The organism is Nonomuraea sp. NPDC050556 (genome assembly GCF_044457355.1).
Taxonomy (GTDB): Bacteria; Actinomycetota; Actinomycetes; order Streptosporangiales; family Streptosporangiaceae; genus Nonomuraea.
This window is the reverse complement of sequence record NZ_JBITGU010000004.1, coordinates 206,921-228,193: the sequence shown is the minus strand read 5'-3', so window position 1 is coordinate 228,193 and position 21,273 is coordinate 206,921. Positions and strand designations below refer to the sequence as shown.

The following is a 21,273-nucleotide window of genomic DNA, read 5'->3' as shown; positions in this document are numbered from 1 at the left end:
GAAGGATGGGCATGGTCGAGGTCGCCCCCGGCAAGATCAGCCGCGCTCCCTACGGGTGGGCTCCGCTCGTGGTCCTGTTCATCGTCGGCCTGGTGGACCGGATCGAGTTCAACCTGCTTTCTGGTGTGCTGCCCTACATCCAGGCGGAATGGAGCCTGACCGACACCCAGGCCGGGGCCATCCCCACCGTCTCCGCGCTCGCGGCCATCGTGGTCGCGGTGCCCGCCGGGCTGATCGCCGACAGGGGCAAGCGCACCCGCATCCTGGCCATCGTCGTCTTCACCTGGGCGCTGGCGACGCTCGGCTCCGGCCTGGCGACCGGATTCGCCATGTTCTTCGCGATGCGCATCTTCCTCGCTGCCGCGGAGAACATCGACAATCCCGCGGCGGGCAGCCTGCTGGCCGACTACTACCCGCCCGTCACCAGGGCCAAGGCGTACGGCCTGACCAGGGTCACCACCTACCTCGGCGGCGTGGGGACCATCCTGGGCGGCGTGCTGGCCGAGATGTTCGACTGGCGCAACGCCTTCCTGATCATGGTGGTGCCCGGACTCGTGACCGCCTGGCTCTGCCTGCGGATGCGCGAGCCGGAGCGCGGCGGGCTCGACCGGCTGGTCGCCGGTACCTCACCGGCTCCCCAGGCGGTCGCTCCCGCCACGTTCGGCCAGGTGCTCAGGATCCCGACCCTGCTGGTCGTCAGCATCGGGCTCGCGCTGCTCACCCTCGGCCTGGCCGGGATCTTCTTCTGGCTGCCCTCGCTCATGGTCCGCTCGTTCGGGCTCGGCACCGCCTCGGCCAGCTCGATCGCGGGCCTGATCACCATCGTCGGCCCGGTGCTCGGCACGCTGATCGGCTCCAGACTCGGCGGCAGGTGGCACGGCACGATCAAGGGCGGCAGGCTGCTGGCCGGGGGCGGCGGCATCGCGCTGGGCTCGCTCGTGCTGGCAGCGGCCCTGGCCATGGACTCGCTGCTCTGGCTCAGCCTGCTCACCGGTCTGGCATGCACGCTCATGTCGATCGCGATCCCCAACATGACGGCTTCGCTGGCCGACGTGGTCGGGGCGAACGCGCGCGGGCGCGGCTTCGCCGTACTGCAGCTGCTCACGACGGCCGGTGGCGCGTTCGGCTCGCTGATCGTCGGCAGGGTGTCCGAGAGCACCGGGTCGCTGACGGTGGGCATGTACGCGCTGATCGCGCCCATGGTCGTCGGCGGGCTCATCACTCTGGCGGCGCGCGGCTCCTTCGAGCGGGACGCGGCCAAGGTGCTCGCCAACGCCTAGCTCTTTCTCCGTACGGTCGCCAGGACGGCCAGGGCCGCGGCGGTCCAGCTCACCGCACGGGTGAGCCGGACGGCCCGGCGGATGTCGCCCGTTTCCGGCTTGGGCCCGTCGCCCATCTCCGGCCGGTGCTCCACGCGCGAGCCGTACACGTTGGTGCCGCCGAGCGTGAGGTCCAGCGCCCCGGCGAACGCGGCCTCGCAGCGCCCGGCGTTGGGGCTCGGGTGCCGGTGACCGTCCCTCCTGAGTACGGCCAGCGCCTTCCGGGCATTTCCGCTCACGAGTACGGTCACCAGCCCCGTGATCCGCGCCGGGACGTAATTGGCCACGTCGTCGAGCTTGGCCGCGGCCCAGCCGAACCGCTCGTACCTGGGGTTGTGGTGCCCGATCATCGCGTCGAGCGTGTTGATCGCGCGGTAGGCGAGCAGCCCGGGGATCCCGGCGACGGCGCCCCAGAACAGGGGCGCTACGACCGCGTCCGAGGTGTTTTCTGCGAGGGACTCCACGGTCGCCCTGGCCAGTCCTGCTTCGTCGAGCTTCTCTGGATCCCTGCCGCAGAGGTGAGAAAGTCGCGCTCTGGCCTGGTTGATGTGTCGTGTTTCCAGCTTTTCCGCCATGAACACGCCTTCGCGGGCCAGTGTCGTGCCGCCCAGCACCGCCCAGGTCGCCGCAGCGGTCAGCAGGGTTTTTTGAGATGTTTTTTCGGCCAATATCCCGATAGCTGTCGCGGCGCCCACGCAGATCGCGACGTGCGCGACGCCGTTGCTCCTGGCGTCGCCGTACAGCCGCTTCTCCAGCTTTGCCGCGGCGCTCCCGAAGAGCGCCACGGGATGACCCTTGCGCGGGTCGGCGAAAACACCATCGAGCAGGACGCCGAGGGCGATGCCCGCTGCTCTAGACGAGATGTGCACGAAGCTCATCTTCGTGCACATCCAGCCACGCTGCCGCACGGCGGATGCGCTGGCCGGAGCCGGCGGCCCACATCCGTCCCCACGCGCCGCCGTCCGCGGCCCTGGTGCGCATGACCTGGTAGGAGCGGTGGAAGCGGAGCCTGGCCAGGTCGAGGAGGCGGCGCCGGTCGCGGGGCGGCACGCCGTACGCGTCGCAGAACAGCCGCATGCGCTCACCCGCGTCGAGGCCGCGCTGGAGCGGGTCGAGGTCGACGGGGTCGGCGATGGGCGCCCAGTGCCTGAGCGTGGTGACGATGTCGAACAACCTGGTCGTCGGCCTGGCCAGATCGAAGTCGATCAGCGCGACCGGCCTGCCGTCCCGGAAGATCACGTTGTCGGGGGTGATGTCGCAGTGGCCGATGACTTCAGGCGGGTCGTCGACGTTCGAGCCGCCGATCCAGCCCTGGTCCTTCAGCGGGAAGCCCTCCGTCGCGTCGTGGAACGCCCTGACCAGCCTCGCCAGGTCCTCCACGGCGTTTTCCACGAACCCGCTCCTTCCGGGCACGTAGCTGAGGATCTCGTGCCCGAGCCCGTCCGTGCCCACTACTCTGGGAGCCCCGTCGAACCCGCGGGACTCGAGGTGCCTGAGCAGGGCGTGCACGTTGGGCGTCGAGCGGCTCACCGGCCTGCGCACGGTGTCGCCCACCCGGACCACACCCTCGGTGACGCTCCCGCCCTGCAGCGTCGTGACCATGACAGAAGAGCATAAACTTACTGCTACCGCTCGCGCTGGCTGTTTTCCGGCTTGTGCCACTCATGCCATTCGGCGATGCCCTGCAGCGTGCCGTTCCTGATCTCCTCGATCAAGCTCTTCGTCCACTCCAGCTCGGCCGTCTTCTGCATCACCGTGTACTCCGACTCGATCACCAGCAGCCGCGGCAACCCCTGCTTGGCGGCCAGCTCGTGAATGGCCTGAGCCATGAGCAGCCACTCGCCGAGCTTGGCCACCCGCTCCTCCAGCCGGCGCACCGCCTCGTCCGGTTCCAGGACCGGCAGCAGGCTCAGGCCTGCCTCGAAGCTCGTGTACTCGCGGGCCGGGGTGGCGATCAGCTCACTCATCCAGTCGTCGAGCTCCAGCTTGCCGGCCTCGGTGATCGCGTAGATCGTCCGCTCCGGGCGCTTGCCGTCCCGGATGGTGCTCTTCACGGCTATGAGTCCGCGTTTGTCCAAGCTCTGCACGGTCGAGTAGAGGCTGCCGTAGTTGAGCTTGATGCTCTCCTCCTTGCGCCTCTCGCGCATGGTCGTGGCCATCTCGTACGGGTGCATCGGACGCTCGGCCAGGAGCGCCAGCACGGCGAGGGCCAGCAGATTGGACCTCAAACGGGCGGCCATGAATCGAGTATCGCGATGTGTCGTGACTGGTCGCAAGCTGGGGTGGCGCTAGCGTGAGGCGTCATGCCGATCGTGCTGTCCTTCGCGGCGTTCCTGATGACCCTGCTCGGCGGCCTCGTCGCCCACCGCATCAGGGAACGGCGGCACCTGGTCCTCGGCGCGGCGGCAGGCGTCATGCTGGGCGTCGTCGCCTTCGACCTGCTCCCCGAGTCTTTGTCGCTTTCCGGGGTGTTTGTCCACGGGGTGCCGTTGCCGATGCTGACGTTCGCACTCGGCTTCCTCGGCATCCACGTCGTGGAACGCAGCTTCGGCGTGCACGACGCCCACGAGGGTGACTACGCCGCTCATCGCCACAGTCATGCCGGCGTCGGCCTGACCGCCGGGAGCGCCCTGGTCGTCCACAGCCTGCTGGACGGCGCCGCCATCGGGGCCGCCTTCCAAACCGACACGTCGCTGGGGGTGGCGGTGGCGATCGGCGTGGTGGCGCACGATTTCACGGACGGCTTCAACACGTACACGCTGACCTCTTTGTACGGCAACGCACGGCGTAAGGCGCTGATCCTGCTGGCCTTGGACGCCCTGGCCCCCGTAACCGGCGCCACCCTCACCTACTTGATCACCATCCCCGACACCGTGCTCGCGCCGTACCTCGGACTTTTCGCCGGGTTCCTCCTGTACTTGGCCACGGCCGACATCCTGCCGGAGGCGCATACGACGCGCGGATCCACCCGTCTGACGCTGGCGGCTACGGTTGGGGGGACGGTGTTCATGTGGCTGGTGATCGGTCTTGCGCACTGACACGCGACAATCGAGTACGTGTTGGGTTGCGGGATCATGCACAATAAGTCGGAAGCACCCTTAGCTCAGCTGGATAGAGCACCGGACTTCTAATCCGACGGTCGCAGGTTCGAATCCTGCAGGGTGCGCAAGGCAAGGGCCTCGCGGGGGCGCGCTTCGCGCGCTGGCGCTCGGGCTCCCCTTCTTTGGGGGGCCGAGCCCCCAAAGACCCCCAGCCGGGCGGCCTACCGGCCCCCGGACCCCCGAGGCCTCGGGCCCCTGGACCTCTCGTGGCGCCGGGTGAAGGGATGCTGGTCAGCCACGGGCACTGGCTAATGTCGAGGTAGACCGCTGTCGAATCGTGTCCAAGCAGATCAACGGGTGCCACGTGATCCATTCGGCCTGTTTTGCTCAAGGCGCTCTGGGGTGGTCGTGCACTGTAGGTCAGGGTAGTCAGCGGTGGGAGCCTGATCATGCTGCGCCATCGACCGGGCGCGGCAAGTAGACCCGAGGCTGCGTTCGCTTCACCTTCGGGCGGGTCGGCGGCGGCCGACTGACATTGCTTGGGCGGACGAGGCAGGAAAGCTCACGCGGTGGGCGTCCCAAATGCCTAGAGGATGACCCGGAAGGTGGAGTCCATGGGGCCAGGTTGAGGCGGGCTGTGCCGAGGTAGAGTTCCCGAACGGCGAGGGCTACACGCGCATCGTGGCTTGGATTCGATGTTTGTAGCAGGCTCTAATTTCAGTTGTAGACCCTGTTGCTGTTGGCTTGATGACGGTCGCTCGGGACCGCATTGGCAACGCCGCTGGTCATGGAGCCTGAAGCCTCCGTGTTCGTTGCAATTCCCTAGCTGAAAGGCGCTGTCAGAACGATTGAAGGGAGTCGCAGATCGGAGTCTCATTTTCCGGATCCGGCCTGTCAGGCAAGTGAAATGGGCGGGGCGTCACGAGTTGCAGTTCACTCCCGGTCACTCATTCCTCGCCGGAAAGAGGCAATTCCCGGGAATGGGTAAGTGCTGGCTGTGATCGCCTTGGCGGCTATCGGGAGGACATGAGGCGGTTGTGAATGGAGCGTTGGCGGGCTAGCGGGATATCGCGCGCGACCATGGCCCTGTTCAGGAGGTCGGCGTCGAACCCGTGCGTTGCCAGGTGGTCGAGAAGGGGTTTGTAGCGGTCGGGGCGATCGCGTAAGAGTTCTGTGGCCAACCGTAGTTCCAGGCGGACCACGGGAACGGGGTGCTGGCCGCACGTGATCTGGACGTAATGGTGCCACGGACCACTATCGATGCACTCCAGTGCGTCGGATTCGGTCTCCTGCTCGACCGTGCTGATCTCCAGGTGGACTCCGTTCACCTCGTACCTGGCGAAATATTGTGCGCCCTGGGGGAGCCAGGATGTCGCGTGCAGGCAGGGGAAGGGGGAGAGGGCGGTAGCGACCGCGTCAACGTCCGTCCGTTGAGCCACGAGGACGTCGATGTCTCCGACAGGAAGATGGACTCCTTGCAGGAGAGCGGCGCTGGTGCCACCCACGCGGTAAGTCAGGTCAATTCCCGTTGCTTTCAGGGTGGTGAGGGTTGTGTCCAACGCTGAGATGACGTCCGCCAACTGCAGAGATTTCGTGTCTTCTCTCATGACGATGAGCGTATTGATCACGAGTCTTCGGGGTCAGGCCTCTGGTTGGTCGCTCATCAGGGGGATCACGCTTGTGGGCGGGACTCCGGAGGCGTTGTCTCGAAGGGCACTGACAACAGGGGTTGTGTATGCGGGTAGGCGGCTGGTCAGTTCAGGTGTTGTAGCGACGCGATGTCCTCTACTCGGTGACCATCCAGGGTTGTGATGGCGCACGATGGCACTCCATTCTCCACCAAGTCGATGGGGACGGATGCGTCGCCCATCAACGTGCGGAGAAGGTCGACGGTGATGCCTCCGTGGGTGCATATGACGATCGGGCCCGGATCTAATGTGTGATCGTTGAGGAAGGTTTGGAATCGCTGTGCAGCCTGGTGGGATGAGTCGCCGCTTTGGGGGACGAAGTCGCGATGGTGAACCGATGTGGTCCAGTCGGCCTGGAATTGTTCGAGTGGCTGCTCGCCGGTCCAGTTCATCCGTTCGCGTAGTCGGGCATCCTCGTTGACCTTGACGCCGATGACTGAGGCGATGATGTCGGCGGTCTCGCGAGCACGCCTCATTGGGCTGCTGAACACGGCCTTTGGGTGGATGGCGTGCAGCCAGAGAGCGGTTTGATGTGCTTGGCGGCGTCCAGTGGCGGTCAGGGGCGGATCGCCGGCGTGTTGTGCCTTCTCGCCGTGCTGGACCACGTAGAAGATCGTCACGGTGCTACAGAATGCCCTAGGGCGGCCGACGGGGCATGGGATTATTTGGGGCGCCGCATTTGGGTGGGGGTGAGTGTCCGTCGTACGACCGCTTGCCATAGTGGTTATGAATCGAAGGCTCTGCGTGCGGATTGCCAAAGGCCGTTCTGTTTCAAGAGTCGCTTGGCAGTGTGTTGAGTGGTCTGCGAGCCCTGGTGACCTGTGGCAATTTCGTTGAGCTGTCCGGCGAGAAGCCCTACTTCGTCAGGGGTCATCCATGACAGCGCTCGTGAGAGCCAATACTCGGAGGGGCCCATGAGGCCGCACTCGACGATCGCCAGCAGGGCTTCGGCGACGCTGGGGTCACTTGGGCCGAGTGCCTGACTGGCCTGGCTTTCCACCTCTTGCCTGGGGCGTTCCAGCAGTGGAAGGAGTGCCAGCCTTGACCGGGCGAACGGGGTATCGATGTCTCCGTTTCGGGACTCGACATTCCAGGCCTCGTTGAGAAGGACCAGCCATGGACCGTTGAGCTTGACGGCCAGAATCCTCCGTACGGAACCAGCCCCCATGGTCACTACGTTGGCACATCGCCCTTGAGAGGGCGAGCTCACCGCAGGTTCGGGTCCTCTGGGTGGCGCTTGCGGCACGCTTCTAGAGCCGTAGGTCGGCGGGGAGAGGATGTGGTGCTGCTCCGTTAGCCTGTTCGGCATGGTTGCGAGAGGTAGCGAACGGGCTTCGCGGTTGGTTTTGCGTCCTCTTACTGAGGACGATCAGGATGAGTTTCTGGAATTGGCCAAAGACAGCGTTGAGCTGCATCGTCCGATGGTTCTGCCTACGACGGTGGAGGATTTTCGGGTGTTTCTCGGGCGGTTCGGGGATCCGGGTTCTGCTGTTGGGCTGTTGGTTTGTGTTCGGGAGACTGGGGCCATTGTTGGGAACGTTAATATCAATAGTATTATTCGGGGGCGGTTGCAGTCTGGTTCTCTTGGTTATGCGGTGTTCAGGGCCTATGCGGGGCAGGGGTACATGTCCGAGGGGCTTGGGCTGGTGATTCGTTATGCGTTTGAGGAGTTGCGGCTGCATCGGCTGGAGGCGCAGATCCGGCCGGACAATCATGCCTCGTTGAAGCTGGTTCAGCGGCTTGGGTTTCGGTTTGAAGGGGTCTCGCCTGAGCTGCTGTTCATCGGCGGGCGCTGGCGGGATCATGAGCGGTGGGCGATCACCAGCGGCGTCGTGGGTGCGCCGCATCCGTCGTTGCCGCGTCACTGATCCATCTGGACAGGTCGTCTATCTCGGCCTGTACGGCGGAGCGGATCGTGGGGGTGAAGGGGGTGTCCTCATGGATTCTGTGTATGCGGAGGGTGCCGTCTTCTGTGGTGGCGTCTAGTTTTCCGATCAGGCGGTCGCCGTACAGGATGGGTAGTGCGAAGTAGCCCCAGCGGCGTTTTGCCGCCGGTTTGTATATCTCCAGTTGGTAGTCGAATTCGAAGAGTTCTGTCAGGCGTTTTCTGTCGTGGATCAGGCGGTCGAAGGGGGAGAGTAGTGCGGCTCGGCCGGTGAAGGGGCGGTTGAGGTAGGTGGGGTCTACTCGCCAGGTGCCTCTAACGCCTTCTATTTTTGCGGGGTCGCCTGCTTCTCCTACGTCCAGGGGTTCCACTGGGCATTCTGGGCCGCGGGCTCGGGCTATTCCCAGGGCGTGGAGGCGGCGGGAATCGCGGAGGCTCTGGGCTTCGGCCAGGGGGATCGTCGCTGCCGGGTAGATGCGGGTGGACAGGTCCCAGAGGCGTTCTCGGCCCTGGCGTCCCGCCACGGCTACTTCGCCGCTCAGGGTCATGAACTCGAGCATCTGGGTGATGTTGCGGTTGTTCGTCCAGCCGGAGGACTTCCAGGGGACGGCGCAGGTGTCCGGGAGGTCGCGGGAGGTCAGGGGGCCGCTGGCTTCCAGGCGTTTGAGGATGTCGCGGCGGCAGGCGTCGTTGGATCTGAGCCAGGTCGCTTGGTTGTGGCGCCAGGTTGGCGGGTCTTCTGGGCCGGGCCAGGCGGCCATTTCGGCGCGGTAGAGCGCCAGGTCCTCGCGGGGGCGGATCATTGCCCTTAGTTCGATCAGCGTCCTGGATTCCAGGGCGGACGTCAGGGCGCTGGGGGAGTAGGTCGAGCCCAGGCGGCTCCACAACACCAGGTCGGCGCTGGGGGCTATCGCGGCTGTTGGGTCGATCTGGACGAGGGTCAGTTGGCGGACCACGTCCAGGAGGTTGGTCGGGCGTGGGGCGTCCAGGAGTTGGGCTTGTACGGCCAGCTTGCGCGCCTCGCCGCGGGACAGTTCGTGCACGGGTTGACCTCCCCACCGCAATGAACCATGAGTTTAGAATGTTCGAGTTGCATCGATCAATAGTGGGCCTCCTGGGTGGGCTGGGGGTCGTGTCTGGTCGGGTGGGTGCGGGTGGAGAATGTCGCGCCGCCGCCGCCGTGGGTCAACGAGCTGGCGGAGTTTCCTGAGCTGCCTCCCTGGGGGCGTGAGATCGACGTCGCTCCTCGGGGTTTTGTGATTACAATCAGTTACGTGACCGTGTGTGTAGTGCGCGGATTGATCCCGAAAACCGAGTAGGGGCGCGCCTCCGAGGGGACGCACCGTCGCACGGGCGAGGGCCCAGCTATCCGTAGTGGACCGCTGGGCTCTCGCGCAGCGGCCGCCAGTGAGGTCTGGGTGCCTGAGGCTCGGCGTCCGCGGGTTTTGCCACTCTGACGTTTCGGTCACTTGGCGTCTAAGGGGCGCTAGGTCTAGGGGTCGATGGCCGGGCCAGGGGTTGGCAAGCCAGGGGTTGGCGGGCGGGGCTGGTGGCCGGTGGCCGGGGGCTGGTGGGCGAGGTCTGGCCCTTCTGCCCAGGGGGTCTGAGGCCTGCCCAGGGGGCTGGCCATCCCTGCGCGGGGGGCTGAGGCCTGCTCAGGGGGCTGAGGCCTGGCGAGGGTTTGGTCCAGCCTGTCTGGCCGAGGGGCCGGGAGCGGGCTGGGTTTTGGGAGGGCTGGTGGCCGTGGGGGCGCAGGGGTGTTCCTTGATGTGGTGTTAAATCCGGAATTGGTCGCGCGTTCATCGGGCGCTCAGCGGCCCGCACAGCGTACGTTTCCAAGCACGAGTTGTGTCTGTGGACATCAGCATCGGAGCCGGAGGCGATTCCCGTGTCCCCATCTGTTTCCCGCCGCAATTTCCTGAGCACCAGCGCCGCAGGCGGCCTGGGCATCGTGTTCGCCGGCAGTATCGAGGCGATCGCGGGCCCGGCCTTCGCCGATGACCGGCGCGGACACGGCCACGGGTACGGCCCGCTGGTCGCCGATCCCGCCGGGCTGCTGGCCCTGCCCGCCGGGTTCTCGTACAAGATCGTCGCGCAGGCCGGCGTCACGCTGCTGGAAAGCGGCGAGCCGACGCCCAGCGACGCGGACGGCACGGCCAGTTTCCGCAGCCGTCGCGGCCTGACCCTGGTCAACAACCACGAGATCGGCGGCAGCGAGCCGTACAGGGTGCCTGCCCTGCCCGGCCTCACCTACGACCCGGGCGCGGGCGGCGGCACGACCAACATCGACGTGGACCGCGAGGGAAACAGGATCAGGGAGTACGTCAGCCTCGCCGGCACCCACAACAACTGCGCAGGCGGGCTCACCCCATGGAACACCTGGCTGACCTGCGAGGAGACCGAGCAGCGGGCCGGGGGCGCCTTCCAGAAGGATCATGGGTACGTCTTCGAGGTCGACGCGTTCGACCGGCAGGCCAATCAGAACCCGGTGCCGCTGAAGTTCCTGGGACGGTTCGCGCACGAGGCGGTCGCGGTGGATCCGGAGACGTTCCGGATCTACGAGACCGAGGACGCCGGGACGCCGAACGGGCTCTACCTGCGCTGGACGCCGCCGCGCGGGTTCAGAGGCGGGAAGGGGGCGCTGCGGGCGCTGACCGACCCGACCGCGGGGACGTTGGAGGCGATGAGCTGCTACCACGGGGCCACGCACATCCCAGACCTGTCGCTGGCGACCCAGCCCGGGACCAGGTACAAGGTGCGCTGGGTGGAGGTGCCTGACCGGGACGCGGCGACGGTGTCGGTGCGCAAACAGTTCACCGACGACCAGGTCACGCGGAGCCGCAAGCTGGAGGGGGCCTGGTGGGGGGACGGCGGAGCCTACTTCGTGGCGAGCTTCGCGCGGCATGCGGACGGCAGTGCCAACGAGCATGACGGGCAGGTGTGGTTCTACGATCCGCAGTCGCGCACGGTGACGCTCAAGACGATCTTCGGGGTGAATCCGGATCCGAGTCAGGACACCAACTATGACGGGCCGGACAACATCACGGTGTCGCCGTATGGCGGGGTCATTCTGGCGGAGGACGGGGAGGGGCTCAGTCACCTGGTGGGGGTCACCCGGCACGGGACGGCTTATCCGATGGCGCGTAACGAGCTGAACGACAGCGAGTTCACCGGGCCGAACTTCAGCCACGACGGGAACATCCTGTTCGCCAACATTCAGGCGCCTGGCTACGTGTTCGCGATCACGGGCCCGTGGGGGCGGCCGCGGGGCCTCGACTCCTGACCGCTGCAAAGGAGTGATTAAGCGCCCCCCGATGCCATGGGCGGCAACCTCGCCCCGCCGGGAGATCCGGCGGGGCGATTTCGTGGTTGCGGGTCCGGTGACGGGCTCTGTTGGGGTTCCCCTATGGGGAGTCCGCGAGTGGATCCGGTGATCCCGCTAGAGGGTGCACGCGGAGGGCCGGTGGGTGGATCTCCGCGTGGCAGGGCGCGCCGGATCTAGCGGGCGCGCATGGGGTGGCTGAGCGCGGGGGTTGGTGTCCAGGGGTGGCTGAGTGTGGGTGCCCGGGGGTGGGTTAGGAGGTGGGGACCTGGGCGTTGCGTCTTACGCTGGACCAGGTGCTGGAGTCGGTGCAGATGCCGCATGACGGCCCGTAGAACTGGGCTCTGGCCACCATGTCGTCCATCAGCTGGAAGCGGAACCACGCAGTAGTGGGCGCCGCAAAAGGCCCAGGGTCGCCGACGACCGTGAGGTGGTCCGCCCCGCGAACCTCACCGTAGATCGCCGGAATGTGGTCGGCGTCGTTGTAGAACGCCTTCACGAGCGCAGGCCACACGATGCTGTCCCACTGCCCCGCCATCAGGAACGCAGGCCCGTGAACAGCGTCGATGTCCGCCAGCGGCCCAGGCTGGATCGGCAGGATCGTGTCCACCCGCGGGTCAGCCCCGACGACGATCGCCGCGGCACCCCCCTGGGAGTGTCCGGACGCGCCGATCCTGTCCAGGTCCACGTGGTTGTAGAACACGCTCGCCGGGTCGGAGTTGCGCTGGGCGAGCAGGTCGATGCCGAGCCGCATCGAGATCCCGAGGTTCGACTGCGGCGTGTTGGCCGCCGCGACGATGAACCCGTGGCTGGCCCAGTGGAGCAGCAACTCCCGGTAGACCACGGGGAAGGCGAACGTGCCGTTCCCCCAGATGATCACGGGGTGCTTGCGCGGGCTCTGCGCGATGTCGCGCGGGTAGTAGAGCGTGGTGATCGCACCGATGTCGACGGCGGTGGCGTACGGCCCGGGCGAGCCGTAATCACCACCGGTGGACGCCTGGGCAGGCGAGGCGAACCCGAGTCCGAGAACCAGCAGGAAGGCGAGTAACAGGCGCATGGCGGCCTCCATTGGGGGGTGTGCGCACATGATGGACGAACAGAACAAAGCCGTCGCTCCGCACTCGGGCCAATCATTGACCGTGCGGTTTGTGCAATGTGACGATCCGGAGATGCCCGACCTGCATGCCCGCATGGCGCCCCGTGTCAAAGAGCTCACGGCGAGAGTGGTACGGCGGTGCGCCGAGGAGGTGCCGTTCTACCGCGAACTGCCCAGGGAGGTGCTCGACGGCGAGGTCAGCCGGTCCGTCTCCGCCGTCTTCGGCCTCCTGCTGCGGGCGCTGCGCGAGCCTCTCACCACGGCCGACCTCACCGAGCTGATCGCGTGGTCGGCCCGGCGTGCCGGGGAGCGGGTCCCGCTGGAGGCGGCGCTCAGCGCGTACCTCGTCGGCGCGGAGGTGTGGTGGCAGGAGCTGTCGGAGGTGTCACGGCCAGGGGAGCTGGAGACGGCGGGCGCGACGCTGCTCTCCTGCCTGCACACGGCGGTCCCCGGAGTGGCGCTGGCGCACCGCCAGGAGGAGGTGCGCGACGACGCGCGCAAGGTACGGCTGGCGCTGGTGACGGCGCTGCTGGCGGGCCAGCCGTACGAGGCGCTGGCCGAGGCGGCGCGGGTCACGGTGGGGCAAGAGCACGAGGTGGTGCGGTTGTGGTTTCCCCAGCAACCACCTCCCGGCCGGTTTGTGCACTCTGCACTGGACGCGTGCACGGGGACGCTGGTGCTCATGGACCACGTCGAGGGCGTCGCGCTGCTGCCCGTGCTGCCGGACCTGGCCAAGGTCGCGGACGCCGTGGGGCAGCCGGTCTACGCGGCCGCCTGCTGGGCCGCGACGCCCGCCGACATCCCGGGCGCGGCGGAGGAGACGGCGCGGGTCATGGACCTGGTGAAACGGCTCGATCGGCCGCCCGGGTTGTACAGGTTCGACGACGTGATCCTTGAGTATCAGCTGGCGCGGCCGGGAGGCGGGCTGGCCAGGCTCGCGGCGAAGCTGGACCCGCTGGAGGGGCACCCGTACCTGCTCGAAACGCTCAAGGCGTTCGCCAGGCGCGGGCACAACCGGCGGCAGACCGCGCTCGACCTGCACATCCACCGCAACACCCTCGACTACCGCCTGCACCGGGTCACCGCGCTCACCGGGCTGGACATCGCCGTCCCCGCCGACGCCCGCCTCCTGGAAGCGGCACTCACGGCCAGGGAACTGTCTTGGAGCCCCAAGAGCTCCTAACAAATGACCTCCCACACATATCTCTCCTCTCAAAAGGAGAGAGAGCGGCATGGATGGCGCTCTCTAGGCGAGGGGAGGGCTGGCATAGGGTTTCGGGGTGAAAGGTGCACTTCTGGTCGCCGGGACGACCTCCGATGCGGGCAAGAGCGTCGTCACCGCCGGGATCTGCCGATGGCTGGCCCGCCAGGGCGTGCGCGTGGCGCCCTTCAAGGCGCAGAACATGTCGCTCAACTCCTTCGTCACCGCCGAGGGCGCCGAGATCGGCCGGGCGCAGGAGGTTCAGGCGCGGGCGTCCGGGCTGGAGCCCACGGCCGACATGAACCCGATCCTCCTCAAACCGGGCAGCGACCGGCGCAGCCAGGTCGTGCTCATGGGCCAGCCACTGACCGACGTGGACGCCATGGAGTACGGCGGGCTGAAGGATCTCCTGCGCGCCAAGGCGCTGGAATCGCTGGAAAGGCTCCGCAGCGCCTACGACGTGGTGATCTGCGAGGGAGCGGGCAGCCCCGCGGAGATCAACCTCCGCAAGGGCGACATCGCCAACATGGGCCTCGCGCGGGCGGCGAACCTGCCGGTGATCGTGGTGGGCGACATCGACCGCGGCGGGGTGTTCGCGGCGTTCTACGGCACCGTGGCGCTGCTCAGCCCGGAGGATCAGGCGCATATTTCGGGCTTTGTGGTGAACAAGTTTCGCGGCGCGCACGAACTCCTCCAACCCGGCCTCGACATGATCGAAAATCTCACCGGCCGCGAGGTCTACGGCGTACTGCCCTGGCTCGACGGGCTCTGGCTCGACGTCGAGGACTCCCTGGCGCTCGACAGCAGGTCGGTGCCCGTCCGCCGGCCGTACGGCAGACAGACCCTGCGCGTCGCGGTGGTCAGGCTGCCGCGGATCTCCAACTTCACCGACCTGGACGCCCTCGCCGCCGAGCCCGGCGTGCTGGTGCGGTTCGTGACGAGCCCGGCGGAACTGGACGACGCCGACCTCGTCGTGCTGCCCGGCTCGCGGGCGACGGTGTCCGATCTAGCGTGGTTGCGGGAGTCGGGGCTGGCGCGAGCCGTACAAGAGAGAAAGCGGCCGGTGCTGGGCATCTGCGGCGGTTTCCAGATGCTGGGGGAGGAGATCCTCGACGACGTCGAGTCCGGTGCGGGGCGGGTCGAGGGGCTCGGGCTGCTGCCGGTCAGCGTGACGTTCGCCAGGGAGAAGACGCTGGGCAGGCCGGTCGGGCAGGCGTACGGCGAGCGGGTGCACGGCTACGAGATCCACCACGGCGTGGCGAGCGTGCACGGTGGCGAGCCGTTCCTGGACGGCTGCCGCGTCGGTGACGTGTGGGGGACGACCTGGCACGGCGCCCTCGAGAACGACGGGTTCCGCCGAGCCTTCCTCACCGACGTCGCAGAAAGGGCGGGAAGGGCGTTCACCCCCGCGCCCGACGTGTCGTTCGCCGCGCTCAGGGAGGAGCGGCTCGACGCGCTCGGCGACCTCGTCGAAACGCACCTGGACACCGCGAAACTGATGGCGCTGATCGAGCAGGGACCTGGCGATGTCCCCCAGATCCTTTCGAAAATAAACGAGTGGCGGCCCGCCGAATAGCGGAGTTAACGTATTGCCCAGTTCCTGGGAAAGCGAATTCGGAATGTTCGCGCAAAAAGGGAACCGGGCGGCGAGGGTCCAGTCGTCGTCCGGCAGGCCTCTGTAGCTCAGCTGGTCAGAGCAGCCGCCTCATGAGCGGAAGGCCCCTGGTTCGAATCCAGGTAGAGGCACTGGCCCGCGGTCGAGAAAAGCGCGACGGATGGCGAAGGATGGTCACCACGGCACCACCGGAAACGACGATCACGACCGCGGGCTCCTGGAACTCGCCGCCGATTTCGGCGACACTGCGGATATGACCCACAGCCACGATCCGGCATGCGACGTCGCGCACGGCGAGCCGCATGTGAAGGAGGCCGGCAGGACGCTGGTCGCGGTCTTCGCCTCGCCGATGGCAGGGCACCTCCTGCGCTTCGGCGTCGAGCTCGGCTTCCGCCCGATCCTCCTGGAGCCCGACCCGGCGCGCACGCTCGACGGCTACACGGCGGAGCGCGAGCCCGGCGACTTCCTGGACGGCGACGCCGACGTGGTCCTCACCGACCACCACCGGGCGGAGATCGGCCCCATCCTCCGCGACCTGCTCAAGTGCGAGACCAGGTGGATCGGGATCATGGGCAGCGCCCGGCACACCGGCCCGCACGTGGCGGCGCTGGCGGAGCTCGGGGTGCCGGAGGAGGAGATCGCCCGCGTGCACCGTCCAGTGGGGCTCAACATCGGCTCCCAGACCCCGCCGGAGATCGCCCTCGCCACGCTCGCCGGGCTGATCGCCGACAGGAACGACCGCCCCGGCGGGTTCAGCTGGGCCAGCCCAGCAGGCGGGCGCCCAGGACAGCCGTCTCCAGGGTGAAGCGCTGGGTGGGGTCGTCGGGGGAGAAACCGGTCAGGCGGCGGATGCGTTCCAGCCGGTAGGTGACCGCCCGGGTGCTCACCCCGAGCCGCCGGGCCGCCGCCGTCTGGTTGCCCTGGGCGGCGAACACCGCCTCCAGCGTCTCCAGCAGCGGCGCCGCCCCGCCGCGCGCCTCCAGCAGGGGGCTGAGGACGCTGGTCACCAGGTCCACCATCGCCTCCCTGTCCCGCAACAGCACGGGGAAGACGAGCAGGTCGGACGACTTGACGACGTCGAGGCGCAGGCCGAGCCGGTCGGCGACCTCCAGCGCGTTGACCGCCTCGCGAAACGACGTCACCACCCCGCCGGGACCGCGGTGCGCACGGCCGATGGCCACCCGCCACCCCGCGTCGAACGACGAGCGCACGTGGTGGGTGAACTCGCCCACGGCAGCGGAGAGCGTCGCGGGCGTCACGCACACCAGCAGCGACTCGCGCACCGCGACGAGGATGTTGTGCGAGCCGAACCTGGCGATCAGGTCGCGCTCGATCCTGTCCTCGGCGCCAGGCCGCGCGCCGGTGGCGACCGCCACCACGTACGACTCGGCCAGGCGCAGTCCGAAGTGCTCCGCCCGTTCGGCCAGCCGTTCCGCCCTGCCCTGGAGCAGGTCGTCGATGAACTCCCTGCGCGCCGCCTCCTCGTGCCGCAACGCGTCGACCTGCGCCTCCTCGTAGCCCTCCATGATCGCGGCGACGACCTTGCGAAGCGCGGGCAGTACGGCGGCGCCTGCCGTACCGCAGGCTTCTGCGAACGCGTCGTCGACGAGCGCGCGCAGCGGCACCCCGAGCTCGGCCGCCTGGGCGCCGGCCGTACGGCAGGAGTCGAGCTCGGCGCGGGAGGGCAGGCGGCCGGTGCCGGCCGCCGAGGCCAGCGCGGCAAGATGGTCCATCACACCCCTACGTCGCGCCTGTCGAAGGCGAGGACGGCGGTGAGAGCGAGGACGATCGTCGCGCCGGCCAGCACCAGGTAGTCACCCCACGGGAAACCGTTGTAGATCGGCTGCCCGTCCAGGTAGTAGTGGAACGGCGAGATCCACTTCAGCCAGGAGATCGCGTCCACGTTCTTCCCCACGGTCTCCACGATGTAACCGCCGACGGCCAGCACGCCGACCGCCGCCATGCCCACCACCCTGCGTCCCGTCGCGGCGCCGAGCGTCAGTGCCAGCGTCCCGAAGAGCGCGGCGAGCAGGAACACCCCGGTGTGCCCTGCGAGGATCCGGTCGAAGCCGACGCCCATGTCCGCCGACACCGACACGCCCCACACGACCAGCAGCGTCACCGCGCACAGCGCGAGCAGGGCGAGCATGAGCCCGGCGAAGCGCTGCAGGACGAGGTTCTTCCTGTCGATGGGCAGCGTGACGGTCAGCTCCAGCGTGCCCGCCTCCTCCGGCTGGGCGATCGCCCTGGTGCCGAGCAGCATCGCGCACACGACGAAGAGCATCGGGCCGAACAGCTGGTAGACCAGCGTCTGCAGGTATCCGGAGGCGGAGGTGAAGTCGTTGAGCCCGCCCATGAGGTCGCGCAGCGCGCCCGGGTACTTCGCCAGCGCCGCGCCCTGGTAGACGTCTGGGCTGGCCTTGATGCTGGGGTAGATCGACAGATACATCGTGAAGAAGGCGCAGATGCCGATCGCCCACCCGATGAGCGACCTGCGGTACTCACGCAGGGTTCTGGACACCAGCATGACGCTCCTCGCCTCCGCTGTAGTAGGTCAGGAAGATCTCTTCGAGGTCGGGCTCGGCGCTGACCAGGTGGACCACGGTGAACCGGGCAGCCGCCTTGATCAGCGCGTCCGGCCTGCCGTCGATGGTGCAGCGCAGCGCCGCGCCCTCGACCCACAGGTCGCGCACGCCGGGCAGCCCCTCGAAGGCGGAGCGGGGCACCGGCGCGTCGAAGTGCAGCTCGACCCGGCGCACCGCCTTCTCGCGCAGGGCGGAGACGTTCTCCACCGCCACCAGCCTGCCGTCGCGCACGATGCCGACCCGGTCGGAGACGTGCTCGACCTCGGCCAGCACGTGCGACGACATCAGCACGGTCCTGCCCGACGTGCGCACCTCGCGCACCATCGCCAGGAACTCCTGCTGCACCAGCGGGTCGAGCCCGCTGGTCGGCTCGTCGAGGATGAGGAACTCGGGCTCGTGCATGAACGCCTGGATGAGCCCGACCTTCTGCTTGTTGCCCTTGGAGAGCTTGCGAATCGGGACCGACAGGTCGGCGTCGAGCCGCTCGGCCAGCGCATCGATCCTGGAGGCCGGGATGCCGCCGCGCGCCTTGGCCAGGAACGCCAGGTAGTCGCGCGCCTTCTCCCTGCCCTCCAGCGTCAGCTCGCCGGGCAGGTAGCCGATCCGCGCCCTGACGTGCGGCTCGCGGGAGTCGGCTCCCAGGATGCGGACGTGGCCCCTGGTCGGCCTGATCACGTCGAGGAGGAGCCGGTTGGTCGTCGTCTTGCCCGCGCCGTTCGGCCCGAGATAGCCGAACACCTCGCCTGGCTGGATCTCCAGATCGAGGTCCTCAAGCCCACGGCGCTTGCCGTAGTACTTGGTCAGCCCTTCGGCCTGCACCACTGCTGTCATGCGTGCGATGGTCCCGCCTGGCGGGCGTCACGTCACTGAGGTCCTCGCGCACATACGGACCCTTTTTCTTGCCGTACTCCGGCAACTACCAGTCCTGGTTGAGCCCCGACATGCGGCGGAGGTACTCGTCCTCGCCGATCTCGCCCTCGGCGTAGCGGCGTTTGAGTATCTCGCGGGGGTCTTCCTTCTTGCGCTTCGCCTGAGTTTTCCTGTTGGCGGACAGCATCATCCCCAAGATGACCACCGCGACGATCGCCATCAGGAAGAGCGGCACCAACAACCTCAGCATGACCCGATGATAGAGCGGTGGAGACGGCTTTCGTACTCGGTGGCGGTGGTGTCCTCGGCGCGCACGAGGTGGGCATGCTCAGGGCGCTCGACGAGGCGGGGATCAGGCCCGACGTGATCGTGGGCACCTCGGTGGGCGCGCTCAACGGCGTGGTGCTCGCGGCTGCCCCGTCCGACGCGGTGAAGACGCTGACGTCGCTGTGGGGGTCCGATGTGGTCCGTACGGCTTTCGCCGGGTCGTGGATGCAGCGGTTGTCCACGCTGGCCAAGACTGGCACCCATCTGCACCCGATAGGGCCGCTTCGCCGCCTGCTGGGGGAGATGCTGCCGGTCGAGACGATCGAGGAGCTGGCGGTGCCGTTCCAGTGCGTGGCGGCCAGCGTGGAGCGGGCCAGCTCGCACTGGTTCACCAAGGGGCCGCTGGTCGACGCGGTGCTCGCCTCGTGTGCGGTGCCTGGGCTGCTGCCGCCGGTGGCGATCGGCGGCGAGCACTTCTTCGACGGGGGGCTGGTGCACAGCATTCCGGTCGGGCGGGCCGTACAACTGGGGGCGCGTCGTATTTTCGTGCTGCACGTCGGGCGGATCGAGCAGCCGCTGCGCGCGCCGCGCCGGCCGTGGGAGGTGGGGATGGTGGCCTTCGAGATCGCGCGCAGGCACCGGTTCGCGGAGGAGATGGCGTCTTTGCCGGCCTCTGTGGAGGTTCATGTTCTTCCGGCGGGATCGCCGGAGGTGGTGTCCCCACTGCGTTATCGGGATTTGTCGCGAATTTCGCGGTATATCACGCGGGCTTACGAGGCTTCTTCCCGATATCTCGCATCCGGTGGAGTATGAGGATGTGTTACCCCCTCGGATAATACGGCGCCTGATTCTCGCCCCTCTGGTGATCGTGCTGACCGTCTTCGTGATCGTCACGCTGCCGATCTGGTTGATCGTCGTCGCGGCGGCCTCGCTACGGCTGCCGCCGCCGCAGCGGCGCGGTGCCCGGTTCGTGTGGTTCGCGGTGGCCTGGCTGACGCTGGAGTGCGGCGTGCTGGTGGTGTGCCTGGGGTTGTGGGTGGCCAGCGGGTTCGGCGGGCGGCTGCGCACGGACCGGCACCAGGAGCGGCACTACGCGCTGATCAGGTGGTTTCTCGGCAAGGTGTACGGCACCGCAGTACGGATCTTCCGGCTGTCCGTGGACATCCACGAGCCCGAGCTGACCGCGGCCGAGCAGGCGGCGCGGCTGACCCGCCCGGTGATCGTCCTCTCCCGCCACGCCGGGCCGGGCGACTCGTTCCTGCTCGTCTACCACCTCCTGTCGTTGTACGGCAGGCGGCCGCGGATCGTGATGAAGGCGGCCCTGCAGTACGACCCCTCGCTGGACGTCGTGATCAACCGGCTGCCCAACGCCTTCGTGCCGCGCAAGGTGGCCGAGAGCGGCGTGATCGACGAGATCAGCCGCCTGGCGTCGACCATGGACGCGGACGACGCGCTGGTGATCTTCCCAGAGGGTGGCAACTTCACGCCGCGCAGGAAGCGCCTGGCGGTGCGGCGACTGCGCGACAAGGGGCTGGAGGAGGAGGCGTCCCGCGCGGAAGCCATGGACCACCTCCTGCCTCCCCGCCCCGGCGGCGCGATCGCCGCGATCGAGGCGTGCCCGTCGGCCGACGTCATCTTCGTGGCCCACACCGGCCTGGACGACCTGATCACCGTGGGCGACGTGTGGCGCAAGCTCCCCGTGCGGGCCCGCATCACCGCCAAGTGGTGGCGCGTGCCCTCGGGCGAGGTTCCCGCGACGCGGGAGGAGCGGGTGGCCTGGCTCTACGACCAGTGGGAGGAGATCGACGCCTGGATAGCCGACCAGCGCGCCCCCAGAGAAGCGGAGCGGCCGGGCGGCTGACCAGGACCTACAGGGTCGCGAACCAGTCGAGCGGGAACGGCGGCTGCGCCAGCGGCGCGACCGCCAGCCGCATCAGGGTCAGCGGGTTGTCGTCACCGGCGATGCGGTTCGCGTCGAGCGCGCCGCAGGCGTTGCACCGGTGCACGATCGCCCACTCGCCCCCGGAACGCACCTGGATGGCGATGGGCGCCATCCCGGCCCCGCAGTCGGCGCCGCGATCACCTGGGGTGTTGTCGAGGTGCCTCGACCACAGGCAGGTCGGGCAGTGGTTGCGATGCGCGGTCCCCGGCGCGTCCATGGACACGTCGAGACGGCAGTTGACACAGCGGAAAGAACGGGCGCGATTGCGCGGCAAGGGGAGCCTCCGGGTGGCGGGTTCGTCGGGCCAGGCACACTGCGCCGCCGACGCCGCCATGCGGGATCAACCCCGCCGGGAGCCCCGGAGGAGTCGATTCTGCCGAAGGCGCGCGACGGCGACCTTCGTGGTCCTGGGCATCAACTCCTCCTCCTTTCGTGGCTCGTT

General features: G+C 67.9%; 22 protein-coding genes and 2 tRNA genes. 11 read left to right on the top strand and 13 right to left on the bottom strand.

Annotation, left to right across the window (positions count from 1 at the left end):
• The first annotated feature begins 11 nt into the window (after positions 1 to 11).
• The gene (locus ACIBG8_RS38170; protein ID WP_397348071.1) at positions 12 to 1,280 is read left to right on the top strand and encodes an MFS transporter; all 1,269 of its coding nucleotides are present in this window, start codon (positions 12 to 14) and stop codon (positions 1,278 to 1,280) included.
• Here the strand turns inward: ACIBG8_RS38170 and ACIBG8_RS38165 are convergent.
• The 3 genes from ACIBG8_RS38165 to ACIBG8_RS38155 are packed head-to-tail and all read right to left on the bottom strand — an operon-like array spanning position 1,277 to position 3,559.
• On the bottom strand, positions 1,277 to 2,209 hold the full coding sequence (locus ACIBG8_RS38165; protein WP_397348070.1) for a cobalamin biosynthesis protein: 933 nt from the start codon (positions 2,207 to 2,209) through the stop codon (positions 1,277 to 1,279). The genes ACIBG8_RS38170 and ACIBG8_RS38165 overlap by 4 nt on opposite strands.
• A complete protein-coding gene (locus ACIBG8_RS38160) occupies positions 2,172 to 2,921 on the bottom strand; it encodes an aminoglycoside phosphotransferase family protein (protein WP_397348069.1) in 750 nt (249 codons plus the stop codon). The genes ACIBG8_RS38165 and ACIBG8_RS38160 overlap by 38 nt, the downstream gene beginning before the upstream one ends.
• 23 nt (positions 2,922 to 2,944) lie before the next feature.
• On the bottom strand, positions 2,945 to 3,559 hold the full coding sequence (locus ACIBG8_RS38155) for a PadR family transcriptional regulator (protein WP_397348068.1): 615 nt from the start codon (positions 3,557 to 3,559) through the stop codon (positions 2,945 to 2,947).
• A 63-nt stretch (positions 3,560 to 3,622) separates the two neighbouring features.
• Here ACIBG8_RS38155 and ACIBG8_RS38150 point away from each other — a divergent pair, with 63 nt between their 5' ends.
• Positions 3,623 to 4,357, top strand: a complete 735-nt coding sequence (locus ACIBG8_RS38150; protein WP_397348066.1) for a ZIP family metal transporter — start codon at positions 3,623 to 3,625, stop codon at positions 4,355 to 4,357.
• 54 nt (positions 4,358 to 4,411) lie between these two features.
• Positions 4,412 to 4,485, top strand: a tRNA-Arg gene (locus ACIBG8_RS38145).
• Positions 4,486 to 5,373: 888 nt separating this feature from the next.
• On the opposite strand, the gene ACIBG8_RS38140 is transcribed toward ACIBG8_RS38145, so the two are convergent.
• From ACIBG8_RS38140 to ACIBG8_RS38130, 3 genes are all read right to left on the bottom strand, one after another.
• Positions 5,374 to 5,967 carry a hypothetical protein gene (locus ACIBG8_RS38140; protein WP_397348065.1) on the bottom strand — a complete coding sequence of 198 codons (594 nt, stop codon included), beginning with the start codon at positions 5,965 to 5,967 and terminating at the stop codon, positions 5,374 to 5,376.
• 146 nt (positions 5,968 to 6,113) lie between these two features.
• Positions 6,114 to 6,668, bottom strand: coding sequence for a histidine phosphatase family protein (locus ACIBG8_RS38135; protein ID WP_397348064.1), 555 nt, complete (start codon positions 6,666 to 6,668; stop codon positions 6,114 to 6,116).
• 104 nt (positions 6,669 to 6,772) lie between these two features.
• Positions 6,773 to 7,216, bottom strand: a complete 444-nt coding sequence (locus ACIBG8_RS38130) for a hypothetical protein (protein ID WP_397348063.1) — start codon at positions 7,214 to 7,216, stop codon at positions 6,773 to 6,775.
• 139 nt (positions 7,217 to 7,355) lie between these two features.
• Between ACIBG8_RS38130 and ACIBG8_RS38125 the strand changes: the two genes are divergently transcribed.
• Positions 7,356 to 7,916, top strand: a complete 561-nt coding sequence (locus ACIBG8_RS38125) for a GNAT family N-acetyltransferase (protein ID WP_397348062.1) — start codon at positions 7,356 to 7,358, stop codon at positions 7,914 to 7,916.
• Here ACIBG8_RS38125 and ACIBG8_RS38120 read toward each other — a convergent pair.
• Complete coding sequence (locus ACIBG8_RS38120) at positions 7,867 to 8,976, bottom strand: DNA glycosylase AlkZ-like family protein (RefSeq protein ID WP_397348061.1); 1,110 nt, start codon at positions 8,974 to 8,976, stop codon at positions 7,867 to 7,869. The genes ACIBG8_RS38125 and ACIBG8_RS38120 overlap by 50 nt on opposite strands.
• Positions 8,977 to 9,821: 845 nt before the next feature.
• Here ACIBG8_RS38120 and ACIBG8_RS38115 point away from each other — a divergent pair.
• Positions 9,822 to 11,216 carry an alkaline phosphatase PhoX gene (locus ACIBG8_RS38115; protein WP_397348060.1) on the top strand — a complete coding sequence of 465 codons (1,395 nt, stop codon included), beginning with the start codon at positions 9,822 to 9,824 and terminating at the stop codon, positions 11,214 to 11,216.
• A gap of 292 nt (positions 11,217 to 11,508) precedes the next feature.
• Here the strand turns inward: ACIBG8_RS38115 and ACIBG8_RS38110 are convergent, their stop codons facing one another.
• On the bottom strand, positions 11,509 to 12,312 hold the full coding sequence (locus ACIBG8_RS38110; protein ID WP_397348059.1) for an acetylxylan esterase: 804 nt from the start codon (positions 12,310 to 12,312) through the stop codon (positions 11,509 to 11,511).
• Positions 12,313 to 12,424: 112 nt separating this feature from the next.
• On the opposite strand from ACIBG8_RS38110, the gene ACIBG8_RS38105 reads away from it, so the two are divergent.
• The 4 genes from ACIBG8_RS38105 (at position 12,425) to ACIBG8_RS38090 (ending at position 15,972) form a co-directional block, all read left to right on the top strand.
• Entirely contained in the window at positions 12,425 to 13,534 is a 1,110-nt protein-coding gene (locus ACIBG8_RS38105) for a PucR family transcriptional regulator (protein WP_397348058.1), read from the top strand.
• 97 nt (positions 13,535 to 13,631) lie between these two features.
• Positions 13,632 to 15,128, top strand: a complete 1,497-nt coding sequence (locus tag ACIBG8_RS38100) for a cobyric acid synthase (protein WP_397348057.1) — start codon at positions 13,632 to 13,634, stop codon at positions 15,126 to 15,128.
• A 96-nt stretch (positions 15,129 to 15,224) separates the two neighbouring features.
• Positions 15,225 to 15,298 (top strand) — tRNA-Ile (locus ACIBG8_RS38095).
• 29 nt (positions 15,299 to 15,327) lie between these two features.
• The gene (locus ACIBG8_RS38090) at positions 15,328 to 15,972 is read left to right on the top strand and encodes an XdhC family protein (protein WP_397348056.1); all 645 of its coding nucleotides are present in this window, start codon (positions 15,328 to 15,330) and stop codon (positions 15,970 to 15,972) included.
• Here ACIBG8_RS38090 and ACIBG8_RS38085 read toward each other — a convergent pair.
• The 4 genes from ACIBG8_RS38085 to ACIBG8_RS38070 all read right to left on the bottom strand — a co-directional run bounded on the left by ACIBG8_RS38085 (position 15,920) and on the right by ACIBG8_RS38070 (position 18,872).
• Entirely contained in the window at positions 15,920 to 16,900 is a 981-nt protein-coding gene (locus tag ACIBG8_RS38085; protein WP_397348055.1) for a PucR family transcriptional regulator, read from the bottom strand. The two genes, ACIBG8_RS38090 and ACIBG8_RS38085, sit on opposite strands and share 53 nt — an antisense overlap.
• Positions 16,900 to 17,694, bottom strand: coding sequence for an ABC transporter permease subunit (locus tag ACIBG8_RS38080; protein ID WP_397348054.1), 795 nt, complete (start codon positions 17,692 to 17,694; stop codon positions 16,900 to 16,902). Before ACIBG8_RS38080 ends, ACIBG8_RS38085 begins: the two co-directional genes overlap by 1 nt.
• Entirely contained in the window at positions 17,669 to 18,583 is a 915-nt protein-coding gene (locus tag ACIBG8_RS38075) for an ABC transporter ATP-binding protein (protein WP_397348053.1), read from the bottom strand. Before ACIBG8_RS38075 ends, ACIBG8_RS38080 begins: the two co-directional genes overlap by 26 nt.
• A gap of 85 nt (positions 18,584 to 18,668) precedes the next feature.
• On the bottom strand, positions 18,669 to 18,872 hold the full coding sequence (locus ACIBG8_RS38070) for an SHOCT domain-containing protein (RefSeq protein WP_397348052.1): 204 nt from the start codon (positions 18,870 to 18,872) through the stop codon (positions 18,669 to 18,671).
• A 17-nt stretch (positions 18,873 to 18,889) separates the two neighbouring features.
• On the opposite strand from ACIBG8_RS38070, the gene ACIBG8_RS38065 reads away from it, so the two are divergent.
• Positions 18,890 to 19,702 (top strand): patatin-like phospholipase family protein, encoded by an 813-nt coding sequence (locus ACIBG8_RS38065; RefSeq protein ID WP_397348051.1) that lies wholly within the window; start codon positions 18,890 to 18,892, stop codon positions 19,700 to 19,702.
• A gap of 49 nt (positions 19,703 to 19,751) precedes the next feature.
• The gene (locus ACIBG8_RS38060; RefSeq protein ID WP_397348050.1) at positions 19,752 to 20,750 is read left to right on the top strand and encodes a 1-acyl-sn-glycerol-3-phosphate acyltransferase; all 999 of its coding nucleotides are present in this window, start codon (positions 19,752 to 19,754) and stop codon (positions 20,748 to 20,750) included.
• 7 nt (positions 20,751 to 20,757) lie between these two features.
• Here ACIBG8_RS38060 and ACIBG8_RS38055 read toward each other — a convergent pair whose 3' ends face one another.
• Positions 20,758 to 21,048 carry an RNHCP domain-containing protein gene (locus ACIBG8_RS38055; protein ID WP_397348865.1) on the bottom strand — a complete coding sequence of 97 codons (291 nt, stop codon included), beginning with the start codon at positions 21,046 to 21,048 and terminating at the stop codon, positions 20,758 to 20,760.
• Between the last annotated feature and the right edge of the window lie 225 nt (positions 21,049 to 21,273).